Genomic DNA, 17151 nt, shown 5'->3' with positions numbered 1-17151 from the left:
ATTAGAAGGCTTGGTTAGGGAGAATATTTTAAAATTAAATACTAATATAACAGATTTATTTTATGAGGAATTTATGGCTTTTTACAAGTATATTTTTAATGCTAACAGCCATTACCAGCGCACAGGAAAACAAAAAAAATAATTCGGGATTTGAAATAGAGGTGATTTTAGAAAATCCGTCCCGTGAAATCAATAATGGCATCGCCGAAGTTAAAGTTACCGGAGGTAAAGCACCATACCAATACAAATGGACTAATCAATCTACCGCATTAGATGCCAAAAAATCTACAGGTCTTATAGAGGGTATGAAGCATACCGTTAAAGTGACCGATGCCAATAACAATACCCTTACTACTTCTTTTACAATTCCGGCAAAATCTATAACCGAAATATTCAATAGTAATGTTCAGCCTGCGGTAGATTTTCTTGGCGGAATTCTTTTTTGGGACCCATTTGCGTCTTTGGGTCTTTTTGATCCCATAGTTTACACACCCAGTAAACAGGTTCCCATCCCACAATGGGACGCCACAAATGAAAAAGCCTATACCCTAAAAAAATGGTTGCTAGACAAGGAAAGTGAGGTTAAAGAGGGTGATGAAATTGCGATTATTGAAAGCGATGCAGGAGAAGAGATTATTGTTTTATCTCCGGTTGAAGGGAAACTCAATTATTTGGTAGAAGAAGGGCAAATTATTTTTGACCCTAATAGTACCAGTGATGTTATAGAGCAGGATGCCCATATGCTTGCAGAAATAATCTATGCCGAACCACAACCACTATTACACCCAAATGGCGATAAAAAGAAAAACTCCATTCCGTTTATTGTAATGTGGTTAATTATTGGAAGTATATTTTTCACTTTTAGGTTAGGTTTTATAAATATTCGCGGATTTGGACATTCTATAGATTTGGCCAGAGGAAAATATGACGATCCAAACGCACCAGGAACAATTACGCACTTTCAAGCTATGGCAACTGCGGTTTCGGCCACAGTTGGGCTTGGAAATATTGCCGGGGTAGCCGTGGCTATTTCTTTAGGGGGTGCAGGCGCAACTTTTTGGATGTTTTTAGCCGGCTTTTTTGCTATGTCCTTAAAGTTTGTGGAGTGTACCCTGGGGGTGAAATACCGATTTATAAATAGTGAAGGCCGAATTTTTGGTGGCCCCATGAATTATTTACGCTATGGTTTAGAAAAAAGAAATATGAAGACCCTGGGGAAGTTCCTGGCTAGTCTTTTTGCAGTATTGGGAGTTGGAGCTTCGTTTGGGGGCGGAAATATGCTTCAATCTAACCAGGCGTTTAAAATTGTATCAGAACAAATGCCTTTTCTGGAAGGTCATGGTTTTTGGTTTGGTGTTTTCTTCGCTATTCTGGTTGGAGTGGTTATTATTGGAGGAATTAATAGTATTGCCCGGGTTACCGGTAAAGTAGTTCCTTTTATGGCCATGGTGTATATTATTGGTTGCTCTATTGTAATTGGTACACACATCGAAAACATTGGCGGAGCTTTTTCTGCGATCTATAATGGTGCACTTTCGGCTGATGCCATGAAAGGTGGATTTATAGGAGTTTTGATTATTGGTTTACAGCGTGCCGCTTTCTCCAGTGAAGCAGGAGTAGGTTCTGCCGCAATTGCACATAGTGCTTCTAAAACCAATAACCCTATTGCCGATGGTTTTACCTCTCTGGTTGAACCTTTTATTGATACCATGTTGGTGTGTACTATGACCGCCCTGGTTCTTATCTTTACGGGAATGCACGAAGTAAACGGACTTGGTGGGGTAGAACTTACCTCTGATGCTTTTGGTAGCGTAATCTCCTGGTTTCCGGCTGTGCTTGCCTTCGCCGTATTTTTATTTGCTTTTTCTACCATGGTTTCCTGGTCTTATTACGGAATGAGGTCCTGGACCTACCTTTTCGGAAAAAGCGTAAAGTCAGAAATGGTCTATAAAATTATGTTTTTACTATTTGTGGTATTAGGAGCTTCAACCAGTTTAGGTGCTGTGCTTAGTTTTTCAGATATGATGATTCTGGCTATGTCTTTTCCAAATATTATAGGGCTCTATATTATGTCTTCTGAAGTGCGAAATGATATGGCGGTTTATTGGGACCGACTTCAAGCGGGAAGTTTATATATCAGTGAAAAGTTTAGAAAAGCTGAAGCCTAGTTCGCAAAACTAAAAATCAGGATGGTTTTGATGAACCATCCTGATCTTTGACCTGTTTTTTAAGGTGCTTTTTGTAGAAAATAGAAAATGATACTTCCTGCTAAATAGAGTAAGACATCTCTATAATCGGCGGTATATCGCCAATGAATAGGAGGAAGTATCATTTCAAAATAAATACTGTACATTAAAAAAACCGATGATATCGTACTTATGTTTAAGCGAATGCTTTTATCTTTTTTAACTAGCTGTACCACAAAAAGACAAATGCTTAAAACAATAGGCATACAAAGAAAATCTGCCAGGTAATTTCTTATAAAACCAGGGATAGGTTGATCTAAAAAATAGAAAAGTTGAAGTATAGTAAAAACAATACAATATAAAACAAATACTGTTTTTAAGCTTTTCATAGTAAAAAGAGGGAAACTAAAAATGCAAGTACCCCGCCAACTACCATAACAATCATCCAGATGGAATACCCCAATTTTGAAAAGAATTTTGAAAATGAACTCTTGGGTTTATTCTTTTCAGAAGTTGAAGAAGGGGTGTTTGTAGTGTTTTTCTGGGTTGGTTTCATGTCTGTTCTGTAATTCACTTTTTATAAGTGATGGTAAATGAGTTTTTTAAGATTTGAGAACTTCGCCTAAATAATAAGCATTGTTTGGGGTTCCAGATAAAGATGATTAAAATTAATTTGTTTCCCAACCCCAGGGTGCTACAGGAGTGGCTACCGGATTTGAAAGATCAAATTTTACTGTGAAATGACCTTCCCTTCCTATTCTTTTAAGGTTGTAAGTGAAAGATTCTTCATCCAAGGTTATCCACCATACATTGGTTGCTGCGGCAGGAAGTAGTGTAGCGGTTTCCGTATCTGCAGGAAAAACCTGAACATTTGATAAGCCGGTATTGGTAGAAATACCACCATATTGTGTAATTTCTTCTTCACTTCCATCAGGTTTTCGATGATCGTGTTTTAGTTGAATTCTATTATTCTTAAATCTTAAAATCCATGTTCGGGACTTATTTTCCCCTACAAAAAATGGAATTTTAATTTCACTTTCATTACAAGACCTTACATGCATCAGTAATTTTTTATTGGCAAAATCATCATTCCCCAAATCTTTTGTAATAACACCCTCATAAGTATTTCCGCAATGTTGTTGAAGTTGCTTCCAAAAGCTTGCTGCGGGATTTTCCTGGGCAAATAATGAAACACTTAATAGAAGAAAAATGAACTTTAATTTCATGTCACAAATGCTGTAAATGTTTTAAATTGCTGCAAAATACGCTTTTTAAAAGTTTTACCATGAACAAATTTTACATCATATTTTTAAGCTTTATTATAATTGGCTGTGGCACTTCAAATGTTATTTCTGAAGATTCAGAAACCGGGAATTCCTATGCTATGGATTATAGTTATTTGGCGCTTGGTGATTCTTACACAATAGGCGAGAGTGTGCCAGAAAGTGCACGCTGGCCGGTACAACTTGCAGTGAGGTTAAGAGAGCGAGGATATAAAGTTGCCCCACCTAAAATTATAGCAAAAACAGGCTGGACTACCGGAAATCTTTTAAGCGTTATGCGGTCTGAGCTAAATTATACCAGGAAATTTGACCTTGTTTCTATACTAATTGGTGTTAATAATCAATATCAGGGAAAAAGTATTGAAGCTTATGAGAAGGAGTTACGTGAAATATTTAAGTTAGCCCTTAATCATTCAAAACAACGGGAAAAGGGTGTTTTTGCAGTGAGTATCCCAGACTATGGGGTAACCCCTTTTGGGCAGGAAAACGCTGAAACTATTGCCACGGAAATAGATCAATTTAATGCTGTATTTAAAAAGGTGGCGGGAGAATTTGAAGTTGACTTTTATAACATAACTCCAATATCTAGAGAAGCCGCCAGGGATGATGCACTTATTGCACCCGATGGTCTACATCCAAGTGAATTGATGTATCGTTATTGGGTGGATGAGATTATAGATGATATCCCCCAAATGTTGCCACAGTAGTCTAAACACTACATTTTGAACCGTATTTTTTTAATTTTAAAAGATGCGGGAAGACTTTTTACATTATCTCTGGAAATATAAGAAATTCGATTTTACCAATGCTGTTACTACGCAGGGAGAGAAGGTACTTCTAATAGATACCGGAACTCATAACTATAATTCAGGTCCCGATTTTTTTAATGCCCGGGTTAAAATTGGAGATCAAATTTGGGCTGGTAATGTAGAGTTGCATATAAAAGCTTCCGATTGGTATTTTCATCAACACGAAAACGATCGCAATTACGATAATGTAATTTTGCACGTGGTTTGGGAAGATGATGTTGAGGTGCAAAGGCGTAATAAGAGTGCAATTCCGGCTTTAAGTCTTAAAAATTTAGTAGACAGGAGCTTAATTTCCGGGTATCAAAAACTTTTTGTTTCCTCTCAAAACTGGATTAATTGCGGAAAAGGCTTCAAGAATACCAGTAGTTTCACCTTAAGGCACTGGCAGGAGCGCCTTTATATAGAACGCCTGGAAGAAAAGTCGGTGCTAATTCAGGACCTATTAAAAAAATCTGGAAATAATTGGGAAATGGTTTTGTTTCAGATGTTGGCTAAAAATTTTGGACTAAACCTGAATGGAGATGCATTTTTAAGTATGGCACAAAGCTTCAATTTTTCGGTTTTACAAAAAGCTTCGCAAAATAATTTACAGATGGAAGCTTTGCTTTTTGGGCAGTGTGGTTTGCTGGAAAAACAACTTAATATTCCCTATTTTCTAGAGCTTAAAAAGGAATATATTTATTTGAGCCATAAATATAAACTATCAAATTTAGGTGTGATAAGACCTAAATTTTTCAGGCTTAGACCAGATAACTTTCCAAACATAAGATTGTCTCAACTGGCTTCGCTTTACCATAAACATAGAAAATTATTTTCAGAATTAATTGTTTCAAAATCCCTGGAAGTAGTTTACCAAATTCTGGAGATAGAAACTTCTAATTTTTGGAAGACACATTTTACATTTCAAAAGAAACATAAAGAAAGAAGAAAATCTTTAAGCCTGGCTTATAAAAATCTATTGCTTATTAATACGATTATCCCACTACAATTTTGTTATTCTAAAGCGATGGGAAATGGTAAAGTGGAAGAGCTGATATCTTTAATGGAACAACTACCTCCCGAGAATAATAAAATTATTCAAAATTATAACAAGCTTAAAAAAGACTGTGTAGAAAATTCCCTGCACTCTCAGGCAATGGTACAGTTAAAACAACGCTATTGTGAATTCAATAAATGCCTTGATTGTGCTATTGGTATAAAATTATTACAGCGAAAGGCTTAAAGTATTATATTTGTAGGGATGACAAGAATGGTACATAATATTCGATATTATTTAGAAAAACATGGCTTCTACGTGTCGTCACGAGTGGCCGATAAATTAGGAATGCGTGCTAAAAGTGTGCGTTTGTTTTTTATCTATGCATCTTTTTTCACCCTTGGTTCCTGGTTTGTAGTTTATTTAATTCTGGCTTTTTGGCTAAAGCTTAAGGATCTTGTATATACTAAAAGAACTTCAGTTTTTGATCTTTAAGTTGTTTTTGGAGGATTTTTTTTAATAAAACAGGTATTAAGTAAAATTAATGAAATTATTATTTAACAATTTCTTTACAATTTAACTCCCAAAAATTTGAAAAAGCCTAATTTTTTAGCATCTTGCTTCGCGGAAAAAATTAATTCGAAATTAAACAACCAATATACTATATGAGAAAGTATCTACTTTCAATGTTCTTTTTGTTTTCGATTTTTGCAGGTAATGCACAAGAACTGGATGTAAAAGCCAAAGTAGGCAATCCGTCAAATATTATTAATGATGGATTTATAGACCTTGAGGTGACGGGAGGAGAGCCTCCTTACCAGTACAAATGGTCAAACCCTGAAACTTCTCTCCAATCTTCCCGGGCCGAAGACCTAACCGAAGGCGTCCCTTACGAGGTTACCGTAACCGATAGCCAAAATAACTCTGTTACCAAAACTTTTGAAATAGAAGCTAAGGCTATTACCGAACATTTTAACGGAACCTTTGTTCCTATTGTAGAAGCGATGACTGCAGTGCTTTTTTGGGATCCATTTACCGCAATTGGTGTTTATGACCCTAAAGTGTATGCCGAATTAAGTAATGTGCCTACTCCTGAGTGGAGTGCCGATGTTGAAGATAAATTTACTTTAAAAGAATGGTTGGTAGAAGAAGGTGCTCATGTAAATGAAGGAGATCTTATAGCAATAGTTAGTTCTGAAAATAGCGGTGAATTACAAGTTACAGCTAATGCTAACGGAACAGTAAAGTATTTAGTAGAGGAAGGTAAAACCATTTGGGATTATCAAAACAGTTCAGATCTTATTGAAACCAACGCGCATATGTTGGCGCAAATTCAATACGATGAGCCGCAGATTTTAACCAACCCCAACGGGACACCACAAACCCATAATATTCCTTTTATTGTGGTTTGGTTGATTTTTGGAGCAGCATTCTTTACAGTAAAGATGGGCTTCATTAATTTTAAAGGATTTAAACATTCTATAGATCTGGCGCGAGGAAAGTATGACGAGCCTAACGCACCGGGTAGTATTACGCACTTTCAGGCGTTGGCTACAGCTGTTTCGGCAACTGTTGGCCTTGGTAATATCGCCGGGGTTGCCGTTGCTATTTCCCTTGGAGGGGCAGGGGCCACTTTTTGGATGATTATTGCCGGTTTATTGGGCATGGCATCAAAATTTGTAGAATGTACCCTTGGGGTGAAATATCGTTTTATAAATTCTGAAGGTAGAATTTTTGGTGGACCTATGAATTATTTACGCTACGGATTGGAAAAAAGAAATATGCGTGGTTTAGGTAAATTCCTGGCTGCCTTTTTTGCAATTTTGGGTATTGGTGCTTCTTTTGGTGGTGGAAATATGTTTCAGGCCAATCAATCTTTCGAGATTCTTTCAGGACAATTTTCATTCCTTATAGGAAATGGTTTTTGGTTTGGAATAGCTGTAGCAATCCTTGTAGGGATTGTAATTATTGGTGGTATTCAAAGTATTGCTAAAGTAACAGGTAAGGTAGTGCCCTTTATGGCTGCGGTATATGTGCTTGGTGCTTTAACGGTAATCTTTATAAATATAGAAAATATAGTTCCGGCATTTGGGGCCATATATGATGGTGCTTTTAACGCTACCGCAATGAAAGGTGGTATTATAGGGGTGTTAATTGTTGGGTTTCAACGTGCGGCTTTCTCTAATGAAGCCGGTGTTGGTTCGGCAGCGATTGCGCACTCGGCAGCAAAAACAAATCATCCACCATCTGAAGGTTTTGTGGCTTTATTAGAACCTTTTATTGATACGGTGGTAGTTTGTACCCTAACTGCTTTAGTGTTAATTTTTACCGGAATGCACGAAGTAGAAGGAGTAGGTGGGGTTCAATTAACTTCAGATGCTTTTGCAAGTGTGGTGTCCTGGTTCCCGTATGTGTTGGCAATGGCAGTTTTCTTATTCGCTTTCTCTACCATGATTTCCTGGTCTTATTACGGAATGCGTTCCTGGACCTATTTATTTGGAAAGAGTAAAAAAACAGAACTGGCGTATAAAATATTGTTCCTTATTTTTGTTGTAGTAGGTGCTTCTATTAGTTTGGGAGCGGTGCTGGATTTCTCTGATATGATGATATTGGCAATGTCTTTCCCTAATATTATAGGGCTTTACATTATGTCTACCGAGGTTAGAAGAGATCTTAATGAATATTCCAGAAAGCTTAAAGCAGGAGAATTGTTTAAAAAACAACGGGAGGCTAAAGCCAGCTAATCTTATGCAATAATATGAAACCGATAAAATCCCATTTTGTGTTCAGCAGGAGCCAACAAAATGGGATTTTTCTTTTATTATGTATTATAATTATTCTTCAGGGGGTCTATTATTTTTTAAACTTTAGACCTGATGGTTCAACTGAAGAAATAACCACGGAAGAAATACAGGGTTTCCAGGCTAAAATAGATTCATTAAAACAGCTTCAGGCTGATGCAAATGAAGTGAAAATTTTTCCTTTTAATCCAAATTATATAACAGACTTTAAGGGCTATACGTTGGGGATGAGTGTTGCAGAAATCGATAGGCTGCACCGGTTTAGAAATAAAGATAACTGGATTAATTCTGCAGAAGATTTTCAAAAAGTAACCGGCGTTTCAGATTCTTTGCTCGCTTTGATTTCTCCCTATTTTAAATTCCCCGACTGGGTGGTTGATGCCCAAAAGCAAAAAAACAACACAAAAGTATTACCTGTAATACCTATTTCAGATTTAAATGAAGCTGATGTAAATGAATTGCAAAAAGTAAGTGGGGTAGGAGAGGTGTTGGCTAACCGAATAGTTAATTACAGAACAAGAATTGGCGGATTTAGAAGTGAAATTCAGCTTAAGGATATTTACGGTTTAAACTATGAGGCCCGCGAGAAACTTCAAAAACAATTTCGCGTTTCTAAAGATGTAAATTTCAATTTGATAAATATTAATAAGGCGAAAGTTTTAGATCTGGTAAGCGTTCCTTATATTAAATATGAATTGGCAAGGGAAATAATAGATTATCGCCAGCTTCATGAAGGGATTAAGTCTTTTGCAGAACTATCGAAAATAGAAAGTTTTCCTTCAGATAAAATCGATAGAATTCAATTATATTTGAGCTTAAATTGAATATTCGGAAATATTGAACTTCCATAATTTATCTTTCCGAATAGTTTAAAAAAAATAATATTGGTTGATTTGTAGGGCGATAGCTTTGCTATGAAGAAAAAGAAAAAAATAATTTAATATGAATTCATTGTATTTTACCGAGGAACATGAGCTTTTTAGGAAGAGTTTTCAGGACTTTTTACAAAAAGAAGTGGTACCGCATATTGATAAATGGGAAAAATCTGGAACCATAGACCGGTTTATCTGGAAGAAGTTTGGAGAGATGGGATATTTTGGCCTTAACCAACCGGAAGAATATGGTGGGATGAACCTCGATATTTTCTACACCGTCATTTTCCTGGAAGAACTGCAAAAAATAAACAGTGGCGGTTTTGCTGCTGCAATTTGGGCCCATGCATATTTAGCAATGACGCATGTAAACAAAGAAGGTGATGACCAGATTAAAAAGAAATATCTAGCCCCTAGTATAGAAGGTGAAAAAATAGGTTGTCTTTGTATTACTGAGCCTTTTGGAGGATCTGATGTGGCAGGAATGCGCAGCACTGCAATAAAAAAAGGAGATAAATATATCTTAAACGGATCTAAAACCTTTATTACTAATGGTGTTTATTCAGACTACCTGGTAGTTGCTGCTAAAACCGATCCTGATAAAGGGAATAAAGGAATGAGTATTTTTATTGTAGATAGGGATGCTCCCGGTATTTCAGCTTCAAAGTTAGATAAATTGGGATGGAGAGCTTCAGATACCGCCGAGCTTGCTTTTGATAATGTTGAAATCCCGGCTGAAAATCTTATGGGTGAAGAGGGGAAAGGCTTCTCTTATATTATGCAGCATTTTGCTTTAGAAAGACTTATTATGGGAATAAATGCCCATGCTCGTGCTCAATTTGCCTTAGATTATACGCTGGGTTATATGGCTGAACGGGAAGCTTTTGGGAAATCTATAGATAAGTTTCAGGCTTTAAGACATTCGGTTGCCGATATGGCCAGCGAAATAGAGGTGAATAGGGAGTTTAACTATTCTATTGCCAAGCGCCTTAATGATGGACAATATGTGGTAAAGGAAGCCAGTATGTCTAAACTGCTTTCTACCAAAATGGCCGATAGGGTTATTTATGACTGTCTTCAATTATTAGGGGGGTATGGCTATATGGAAGATTATCCTTTGGCCAGAATGTTTAGAGATAGTCGTTTAGGCCCAATAGGCGGAGGAACTTCAGAAATTCTTAGAGAGATTATCGCTAAAATGGTGATCGACAAAAAAGAATACAAGCCGGCGGCGAAGTAATCTTTTTAGATTGACATTTTTGCGAAAATTCCACTTTTATCGCTAAAATGGTGATCGATAAAAATGAGTATAAGCCGGTAGCGAAATAAATTAAAAATTGGTTGTGGGTTCTTAGATTTAGATTATCTTTGCAGCCTATTTCTAAAGAAAGGAGGTGATGACACTATGTTAATAATACCAGTAAAAGACGGAGAAAATATAGATAGAGCGCTAAAGCGTTTTAAGCGAAAATTCGACAAGACCGGAACAATGCGCCAGCTAAGAAGCCGCCAGCATTTCACGAAGCCTTCTGTTGCGAAGAGAGCTCAGCATCAAAAAGCCGAGTACATCCAGCATTTGAGAGATCAGGAAGATATCTAGTGAAAAGGATGTGATCGAATTTTCTGATTTTTTTCAGAAAATATAAAATTAACTGTTGATAGATTAAAGTTTGCTAACTTTGTTTGTCAACAGTTTTTTTATGTCTTTTTCCCAATTTTTAGATTATCTTCAGGTAGAGAAAAATTATTCTCTCAATACGCTAACAGCTTATAAAGCAGATTTAGAATCTTTTTCTGAGTTTATTTTTTATGAATTTGATGAAGAGGATTTAAGTAAATTACATTATTCACAAATAAGAAATTGGATTATTTGTTTGGTAGAGCAAGGAGTGTCTAACCGCAGTATAAATCGTAAAATTTCTTCTTTAAAGTCTTATTATCGCTTTCTTCAGAAAACCGGGGATATAGAATTTTCACCGCTAGCAAAACATAAGGCCTTAAAAACCGCTTCTAAAATTCAGGTACCTTTCTCTGAACTTGAAATTAAGAATGTCCTTGATCAAATTGACACCTCTGGTTTTGATGGATTAAGAGATAGGTTGATTGTAGAGCTTTTTTATACTACAGGGATGCGGCGTATAGAACTTATTGAAATAAAGCTTCAGGATCTTGATTTGGCAGGGAAACAATTAAAAATATTGGGTAAGCGACAAAAAGAGAGGATTGTTCCGCTCTTGCCGGGTGTAATTGCGAATCTGGAGAGGTATTTAGATGTGCGTGCTGGTATAATGGCTGGCCGGCAGGAATCTTCCCTTTTTGTTTCCCAAAAAGGTATTAAATTATACGAAAGTCTTGTTTATAGGATTATAAATAATTATTTTAGTAGGGTATCTGGTAAGATAAAAAAGAGTCCGCATATTCTGCGACACTCTTTCGCAACACATTTGTTGAACCAGGGTGCTAATCTTAATGCTGTAAAAGAATTGCTTGGGCATTCCAGTCTTGCAGCAACGCAAGTTTATACCCATAATAGTATTTCAGAGCTTAGTAAGGTGCATCAAATGGCGCACCCCAGAAATAAAAAAGCCAATTAAAATAATTGTTTAATTAAATTATACAGAATATGAAAGTAAATGTGCAATCTGTAAACTTCAACGCCGATCAAAAATTAATTGATTTTATTCAGCGTAAGCTGGATAGGCTAGAAAATTATTATGACAAAGTTATCTATGCAGATGTCTTTTTGAAAGTGCAAAATACTAGTGCGAAGGATAATAAGGTTACTGAGATTTTGTTGAGTGTTCCTGGAGATGATATTATGGTGAAAAAAACATGTAAAAAGTTTGAGGAGTGTGTAGATGAATGTGTTTCATCCTTGCAGAGGCAATTAATTAAGCGTAAGGAGAAATTAAGTGCGCACGTTTAGATATTTTTTTTAAAAATTGTTTTGTGAAAGAAATAATTTATATACATTTGCAGTCCGTTAGAAATAGCGGACTTTTTTATGCTAAAAAAGTAGTGTAAAAGCCGATGTAGCTCAGCTGGCTAGAGCAGCTGATTTGTAATCAGCAGGTCGTGGGTTCGAGTCCCTCCATCGGCTCTTGAAATTTTGAAATAAGTAGTTTTTAAAACTTAATTTGTTGAAAATTAAGTTGCTGAAAATTTTATAGAAAAAATTTTAAAAATGCTTTGGATGGTGCTGTTAAATTACGTTTATTTGCAGCCGTTAAAACAACAAGCCATCATAAAGCTTAGCTGTAATAGCAGCTACGGTTCTATGAAATAGTGGAAAAATAAATTGGGGAGATACTCAAGCGGCCAACGAGGGCAGACTGTAAATCTGCTGTCTTTCGACTTCGCAGGTTCGAATCCTGCTCTCCCCACTTATCAATTCAAAATTCCGAATTCTTGATTCAATGTTAGCTTTGAATTTTAGAATTTTAGATCTTGAACTCAATGCGGGAGTAGCTCAGTTGGTAGAGCGTCAGCCTTCCAAGCTGAATGTCGCCGGTTCGAACCCGGTCTCCCGCTCTTAATTGAATATAGGGTTTTGATCCTGTTTTAATTTATTTTTCCGGTTTGAGAGTAATTTAGATATCCGTAAGCCAGTTTTGGTTTATGGTTTTTCTTGTTTGAACCGGTGAACTTTGAAGGTGTAACTTTCGGCTTGCCGACGTAGCTCAGGGGTAGAGCGTTTCCTTGGTAAGGAAGAGGTCACGAGTTCAATTCTCGTCGTTGGCTCTAGATTGTATTAAATTGAACACTAATATATAACTAAGATTAAATAAGTATTAATTATGGCAAAGGAAACTTATGATCGTTCCAAACCGCACCTTAATATAGGTACAATTGGACACGTAGATCACGGAAAAACTACTTTAACAGCAGCGATTACTAAAGTAATGGCTGATGCTGGATATTCAGAAGCTAGTGCTTTTGATCAAATTGATAATGCTCCTGAAGAAAAAGAAAGAGGTATTACAATTAACTCTTCTCACGTAGAGTATCAAACTGCTAATCGTCACTACGCTCACGTTGACTGTCCTGGTCACGCCGATTATGTGAAGAACATGGTTACTGGTGCTGCTCAAATGGACGGTGCTATTCTTGTGGTTGCTGCAACTGATGGTCCTATGCCACAAACTCGTGAGCACATCCTTCTTGGACGTCAGGTTGGTATTCCAAGAATTGTTGTGTTCTTGAACAAAGTGGATCTTGTAGATGATGAGGAGCTTTTAGAATTAGTTGAAATGGAAGTTAGAGATCTTCTTTCTTTCTATGAGTATGATGGTGATAATGGTCCTGTAATTTCTGGATCTGCACTTGGTGCTCTTGAAGGTGATGATAAATGGTCTAAGACTGTTCTTGAGCTTATGGAGGCTGTAGATAATTGGATTGAGCTTCCTCAGCGTGATGTTGATAAGGATTTCTTAATGCCTATTGAAGATGTATTCTCTATTACTGGACGTGGTACTGTAGCAACTGGTCGTATTGAGACTGGTGTAGCTAACACTGGAGATCCTGTAGAGATTATTGGTATGGGAGCTGAAAAACTTACTTCTACTATTACTGGGGTTGAGATGTTCCGTAAGATTCTTGATAGAGGTGAAGCTGGAGATAACGTAGGTATCTTATTAAGAGGTATTGAGAAAACTCAGATTTCTAGAGGTATGGTAATTACTAAACCTGGATCTGTAACTCCTCACGCTAAGTTTAAAGCAGAGGTTTATATCCTTAAAAAAGAAGAAGGTGGACGTCATACTCCATTCCATAATAACTACCGTCCTCAGTTCTACGTACGTACAACTGACGTAACAGGAACAATTAGTCTTCCTGATGGTGTTGAAATGGTAATGCCTGGTGATAACCTTACTATTACTGTTGAGCTTCTTCAGACAATCGCTATGAATGTAGGTCTACGTTTCGCTATCCGTGAAGGTGGTAGAACAGTAGGTGCTGGACAGGTTACTGAAATTTTAGACTAATTATAGTTTATGATAAATAGGTTTCCCGCCAGGGGCGGGAAACCTTCCTTTATACATACGGGTTTAGCTCAGTTGGTAGAGCACTGGTCTCCAAAACCAGGTGTCGGGAGTTCGAGCCTCTCAACCCGTGCAAAATACCTTAAGAATCACATGGCAGGAATTGGCAATTATATATCAGAATCTTACAACGAATTAACAAACCACGTTACCTGGACAAGCTGGTCTGAAGCTCAAAGGTTAACGATATTGGTTGCGGTATTTTCTATAATCTTTTCCCTGGCTATTTGGGGTATAGACACCGTTTTTAGTTCGGCTATCGAGCAATATTTTGAATGGATTAAATCTTAAAAAAAATATTAGCATGGTAGAAGGAAAAGAAAAAAAATGGTATGTAGTTCGTGCTGTTAGTGGTCAGGAAAATAAGGTTAAAGACTATATTGAGAAAGAGGTAAACCATCTTGGGATGGAAGACTATCTTGATCAGGTTTTAGTTCCCACCGAAAAAGTTATTCAAATTAGAAATGGTAAGAAAGTAAATAAAGAACGTGTTTACTTTCCTGGCTATGTAATGATACAGGCTAATCTTGATGGTGAGATGCCTCACGTAATTAAAAATATAAATGGCGTTATCGGTTTTTTAGGTGAAACAAAGGGAGGAGATCCTGTCCCGCTTAGAAAGTCTGAGGTAAATAGAATGCTTGGCAAAGTAGATGAGCTTTCTGTGAAAACTGATAATGTTGCTATTCCTTTTACTGTAGGAGAAACTATAAAGGTTATTGATGGTCCGTTTAACGGATTTAACGGTACAGTTGAAAAGGTTAATGAAGAAAAGCGTAAGCTTGAGGTGATGGTGAAAATCTTTGGAAGAAAAACACCATTGGAATTAAGTTATATGCAAGTAGAGAAAGTATAAAGATTTTAGTTACATATTTTTTGATGGTTTTTTAAAGCTTCCACTCTAACAAACTATCACCTTAAAAATTTATAAAATGGCAAAAGAAGTAAGTAAAGTTGTAAAACTACAAGTTCGCGGAGGTGCTGCTAACCCATCACCACCAGTTGGACCTGCTTTAGGTGCTGCCGGGGTAAATATCATGGAATTCTGTAAGCAATTCAATGGTAGAACCCAGGATAAACAAGGTAAAGTACTGCCTGTTGCGATTACGGTTTATTCAGATAAGTCTTTTGACTTTGTGATTAAAACTCCTCCAGCTGCAGTACAATTGTTGGAAGCATCTAAAAACAAAAAGGGTTCAGGAGAACCAAATAGAAAGAAAATAGCAAGTGTTTCTTGGGATCAGGTTAGAACTATTGCAGAAGATAAGATGCAGGATTTGAATGCCTTTACCGTAGAATCTGCAATGAAAATGGTTGCTGGAACAGCTCGTTCAATGGGAATAACTGTAAAAGGTGATGCACCGTTTTAATCCAAAAAGAAATTAAAAATGGCAAAATTGACTAAAAAGCAAAAAGAAGCCCAGTCTAAGATCGAGAGCAATAAAGCTTACTCGGTTGCGGAAGCTTCTGCTTTAATTAAAGACGTTGCTAACGAAAACTTTGATGCATCTGTGGATTTAGCGGTTCGATTGAACGTTGATCCTAGAAAAGCTAACCAAATGGTGAGAGGTGTTGTAACCCTCCCGCATGGTACTGGTAAAGATGTAAAAGTACTTGCGTTAGTTACTCCAGATAAAGAAGAGGAGGCGAAAGAAGCCGGAGCCGATTATGTAGGTCTAGATGAGTATTTAGATAAGATAAAAGGTGGATGGACAGACGTAGATGTTATTATTACAATGCCTAGTGTAATGGGTAAATTAGGACCTTTAGGACGTGTACTTGGACCTAGAGGGCTTATGCCTAACCCAAAAACAGGAACAGTAACAATGGATGTTGCTAAAGCAGTATCTGATGTTAAGGCTGGTAAAATCGACTTTAAAGTTGATAAAACCGGTATTGTTCACGCTGGAATTGGTAAGGCATCATTTGACGCCGAAAAACTTGCTGGTAACGCAAGAGAATTATTAACTACTTTAGTGAAGTTGAAACCTCAGGCAGCTAAGGGTGTGTATATTAAAAGTATCCACATGTCTTCTACAATGAGCCCGAGCGTTCAGGTTGATACTAAAAGGTTCACTGAGCAATAATAGTATAGATTATGACAAGAGAAGAAAAATCAATAGTAATTGAAGATTTAACTGCCCAGTTAACAGATAATTCTGTTGTTTATTTAGCAGATATATCTGGCCTTGATGCCGGAACAACTTCAAACTTGCGTAGAGCTTGTTTTAAAGCTAACGTAAAGCTGGCTGTAGTTAAAAATACATTGCTTGCTAAGGCTATGGAAGCTTCAGGGAAAGAATTTGGAGAACTTCCTTCAGTTTTAAAAGGCAATACATCCATAATGTTTTCTGAGACTGGTAATGCACCAGCCAAAGTAATCAAAGAATTCAGAAAGAAAAACGAAAAACCACTTCTTAAAGGTGCTTTTGTAGACGAAGGAATTTATGTAGGAGATGACTACCTTGACACCCTTGTGAATATCAAATCTAAGGAAGAAGTTATTGGGGATATCGTTGGCTTATTACAATCGCCTGCTAAGAATGTTATCTCAGCACTTAAGTCTGGTGGTGGTAAATTATCTGGAATCCTTAAGACACTTTCTGAAAAGGAAGGATAAATTAGTACGCACTTTTTAACAATTATAAATTAAAGAACTTTTTAAAAACGATAGAAAATGGCAGATTTAAAAGATTTCGCAGAACAATTGGTTAACTTAACCGTAAAAGAAGTAAATGAGTTAGCTGATATATTAAAAGAAGAATACGGTATTGAGCCTGCTGCTGCTGCAGTAGCTGTTGCTGGTGGCGGTGCTGCTGGTGGTGGTGAAGAAGCTGAGGAGCAAACTGAGTTTGATGTAATCCTTAAAGCTCCAGGTGGATCTAAACTAGCTGTTGTTAAGCTTGTAAAAGAGCTTACCGGTCTTGGTCTTAAAGACGCTAAAGCATTAGTAGATGGTGCTCCAGCTCCAGTAAAAGAAGGAGTTGCTAAAGACGAGGCAGAAGCGCTTAAATCACAGTTAGAAGAAGCAGGAGCCGAGGTTGAGCTTAAATAAGCTTGACGAAAGCAATATTATTTAGGTTTAGACCTCAGGATTCGCTCCTGAAGGTCTAAACCCTTTTGCGTATATAGGGGATTCCCTATAGCGCGCCCGTTTTTTTATAAATTATAATCCGTCCATT

19 protein-coding genes and 5 tRNA genes are annotated in these 17151 nt (G+C 37.0%); 22 read left to right on the top strand and 2 right to left on the bottom strand.

All coding sequences use genetic code 11. The features are described 5' to 3' along the window. Positions 1-62: 62 nt before the first annotated feature. Positions 63-2168 carry an amino acid carrier protein gene (locus I6U49_RS08010; protein ID WP_198628263.1) on the top strand — a complete coding sequence of 702 codons (2106 nt, stop codon included), beginning with the start codon at positions 63-65 and terminating at the stop codon, positions 2166-2168. Between the two features lie 59 nt (positions 2169-2227). Here I6U49_RS08010 and I6U49_RS08005 read toward each other — a convergent pair whose 3' ends face one another. After that, on the bottom strand, positions 2228-2575 hold the full coding sequence (locus I6U49_RS08005; protein ID WP_193710501.1) for a hypothetical protein: 348 nt from the start codon (positions 2573-2575) through the stop codon (positions 2228-2230). 279 nt (positions 2576-2854) lie between these two features. Continuing rightward, the gene (locus tag I6U49_RS08000; RefSeq protein ID WP_198628262.1) at positions 2855-3412 is read right to left on the bottom strand and encodes a hypothetical protein; all 558 of its coding nucleotides are present in this window, start codon (positions 3410-3412) and stop codon (positions 2855-2857) included. 59 nt (positions 3413-3471) lie between these two features. Between I6U49_RS08000 and I6U49_RS07995 the strand changes: the two genes are divergently transcribed. The 21 genes from I6U49_RS07995 (at position 3472) to rplL (ending at position 17024) form a co-directional block, all read left to right on the top strand. Next, a complete protein-coding gene (locus I6U49_RS07995) occupies positions 3472-4176 on the top strand; it encodes an SGNH/GDSL hydrolase family protein (protein WP_198628261.1) in 705 nt (234 codons plus the stop codon). A gap of 43 nt (positions 4177-4219) precedes the next feature. Further along, positions 4220-5500 carry a DUF2851 family protein gene (locus I6U49_RS07990; protein WP_198628260.1) on the top strand — a complete coding sequence of 427 codons (1281 nt, stop codon included), beginning with the start codon at positions 4220-4222 and terminating at the stop codon, positions 5498-5500. Between the two features lie 18 nt (positions 5501-5518). After that, entirely contained in the window at positions 5519-5749 is a 231-nt protein-coding gene (locus I6U49_RS07985; RefSeq protein ID WP_193710505.1) for a PspC domain-containing protein, read from the top strand. Between the two features lie 170 nt (positions 5750-5919). Continuing rightward, complete coding sequence (locus I6U49_RS07980; protein ID WP_198628259.1) at positions 5920-7998, top strand: amino acid carrier protein; 2079 nt, start codon at positions 5920-5922, stop codon at positions 7996-7998. A gap of 14 nt (positions 7999-8012) precedes the next feature. Further along, positions 8013-8879 carry a ComEA family DNA-binding protein gene (locus tag I6U49_RS07975; protein WP_198628258.1) on the top strand — a complete coding sequence of 289 codons (867 nt, stop codon included), beginning with the start codon at positions 8013-8015 and terminating at the stop codon, positions 8877-8879. 118 nt (positions 8880-8997) lie between these two features. After that, on the top strand, positions 8998-10167 hold the full coding sequence (locus tag I6U49_RS07970; protein WP_198628257.1) for an acyl-CoA dehydrogenase family protein: 1170 nt from the start codon (positions 8998-9000) through the stop codon (positions 10165-10167). A gap of 165 nt (positions 10168-10332) precedes the next feature. Beyond that, complete coding sequence (rpsU, locus tag I6U49_RS07965; RefSeq protein WP_070055026.1) at positions 10333-10527, top strand: 30S ribosomal protein S21; 195 nt, start codon at positions 10333-10335, stop codon at positions 10525-10527. Positions 10528-10627: 100 nt separating this feature from the next. Further along, positions 10628-11521, top strand: coding sequence for a tyrosine-type recombinase/integrase (locus I6U49_RS07960; protein ID WP_198628256.1), 894 nt, complete (start codon positions 10628-10630; stop codon positions 11519-11521). A 29-nt stretch (positions 11522-11550) separates the two neighbouring features. Then, a complete protein-coding gene (gene hpf / locus I6U49_RS07955) occupies positions 11551-11853 on the top strand; it encodes a ribosome hibernation-promoting factor, HPF/YfiA family (RefSeq protein WP_193710510.1) in 303 nt (100 codons plus the stop codon). A gap of 100 nt (positions 11854-11953) precedes the next feature. Further along, positions 11954-12027, top strand: a tRNA-Thr gene (locus I6U49_RS07950). Positions 12028-12227: 200 nt separating this feature from the next. Next, positions 12228-12310: transfer RNA gene (locus I6U49_RS07945), tRNA-Tyr, on the top strand. A gap of 75 nt (positions 12311-12385) precedes the next feature. After that, positions 12386-12458, top strand: a tRNA-Gly gene (locus I6U49_RS07940). 138 nt (positions 12459-12596) lie between these two features. Next, positions 12597-12668, top strand: a tRNA-Thr gene (locus tag I6U49_RS07935). Positions 12669-12724: 56 nt separating this feature from the next. Beyond that, positions 12725-13912, top strand: a complete 1188-nt coding sequence (gene tuf / locus I6U49_RS07930; protein WP_193710511.1) for an elongation factor Tu — start codon at positions 12725-12727, stop codon at positions 13910-13912. Between the two features lie 57 nt (positions 13913-13969). Then, positions 13970-14042 (top strand) — tRNA-Trp (locus tag I6U49_RS07925). A 20-nt stretch (positions 14043-14062) separates the two neighbouring features. Then, a complete protein-coding gene (gene secE / locus I6U49_RS07920; protein ID WP_193710512.1) occupies positions 14063-14260 on the top strand; it encodes a preprotein translocase subunit SecE in 198 nt (65 codons plus the stop codon). Positions 14261-14273: 13 nt separating this feature from the next. Beyond that, the gene (gene nusG / locus I6U49_RS07915) at positions 14274-14825 is read left to right on the top strand and encodes a transcription termination/antitermination protein NusG (protein WP_198628255.1); all 552 of its coding nucleotides are present in this window, start codon (positions 14274-14276) and stop codon (positions 14823-14825) included. Positions 14826-14901: 76 nt separating this feature from the next. Continuing rightward, positions 14902-15339 (top strand): 50S ribosomal protein L11, encoded by a 438-nt coding sequence (gene rplK, locus I6U49_RS07910; RefSeq protein WP_057482053.1) that lies wholly within the window; start codon positions 14902-14904, stop codon positions 15337-15339. Positions 15340-15357: 18 nt separating this feature from the next. Next, a complete protein-coding gene (rplA, locus tag I6U49_RS07905) occupies positions 15358-16056 on the top strand; it encodes a 50S ribosomal protein L1 (protein WP_193710514.1) in 699 nt (232 codons plus the stop codon). An 11-nt stretch (positions 16057-16067) separates the two neighbouring features. Continuing rightward, a complete protein-coding gene (rplJ, locus tag I6U49_RS07900) occupies positions 16068-16589 on the top strand; it encodes a 50S ribosomal protein L10 (RefSeq protein ID WP_193710515.1) in 522 nt (173 codons plus the stop codon). A 57-nt stretch (positions 16590-16646) separates the two neighbouring features. Beyond that, entirely contained in the window at positions 16647-17024 is a 378-nt protein-coding gene (gene rplL, locus I6U49_RS07895) for a 50S ribosomal protein L7/L12 (protein ID WP_057482050.1), read from the top strand. Positions 17025-17151: the final 127 nt, after the last annotated feature.

Source organism: Salegentibacter maritimus, from assembly GCF_016236915.1.
GTDB classification, from domain to species: Bacteria; Bacteroidota; Bacteroidia; order Flavobacteriales; family Flavobacteriaceae; genus Salegentibacter; species Salegentibacter maritimus.
Note: the sequence above shows the minus strand (reverse complement) of the source record. Positions and strands in the feature narration are given on the sequence as shown.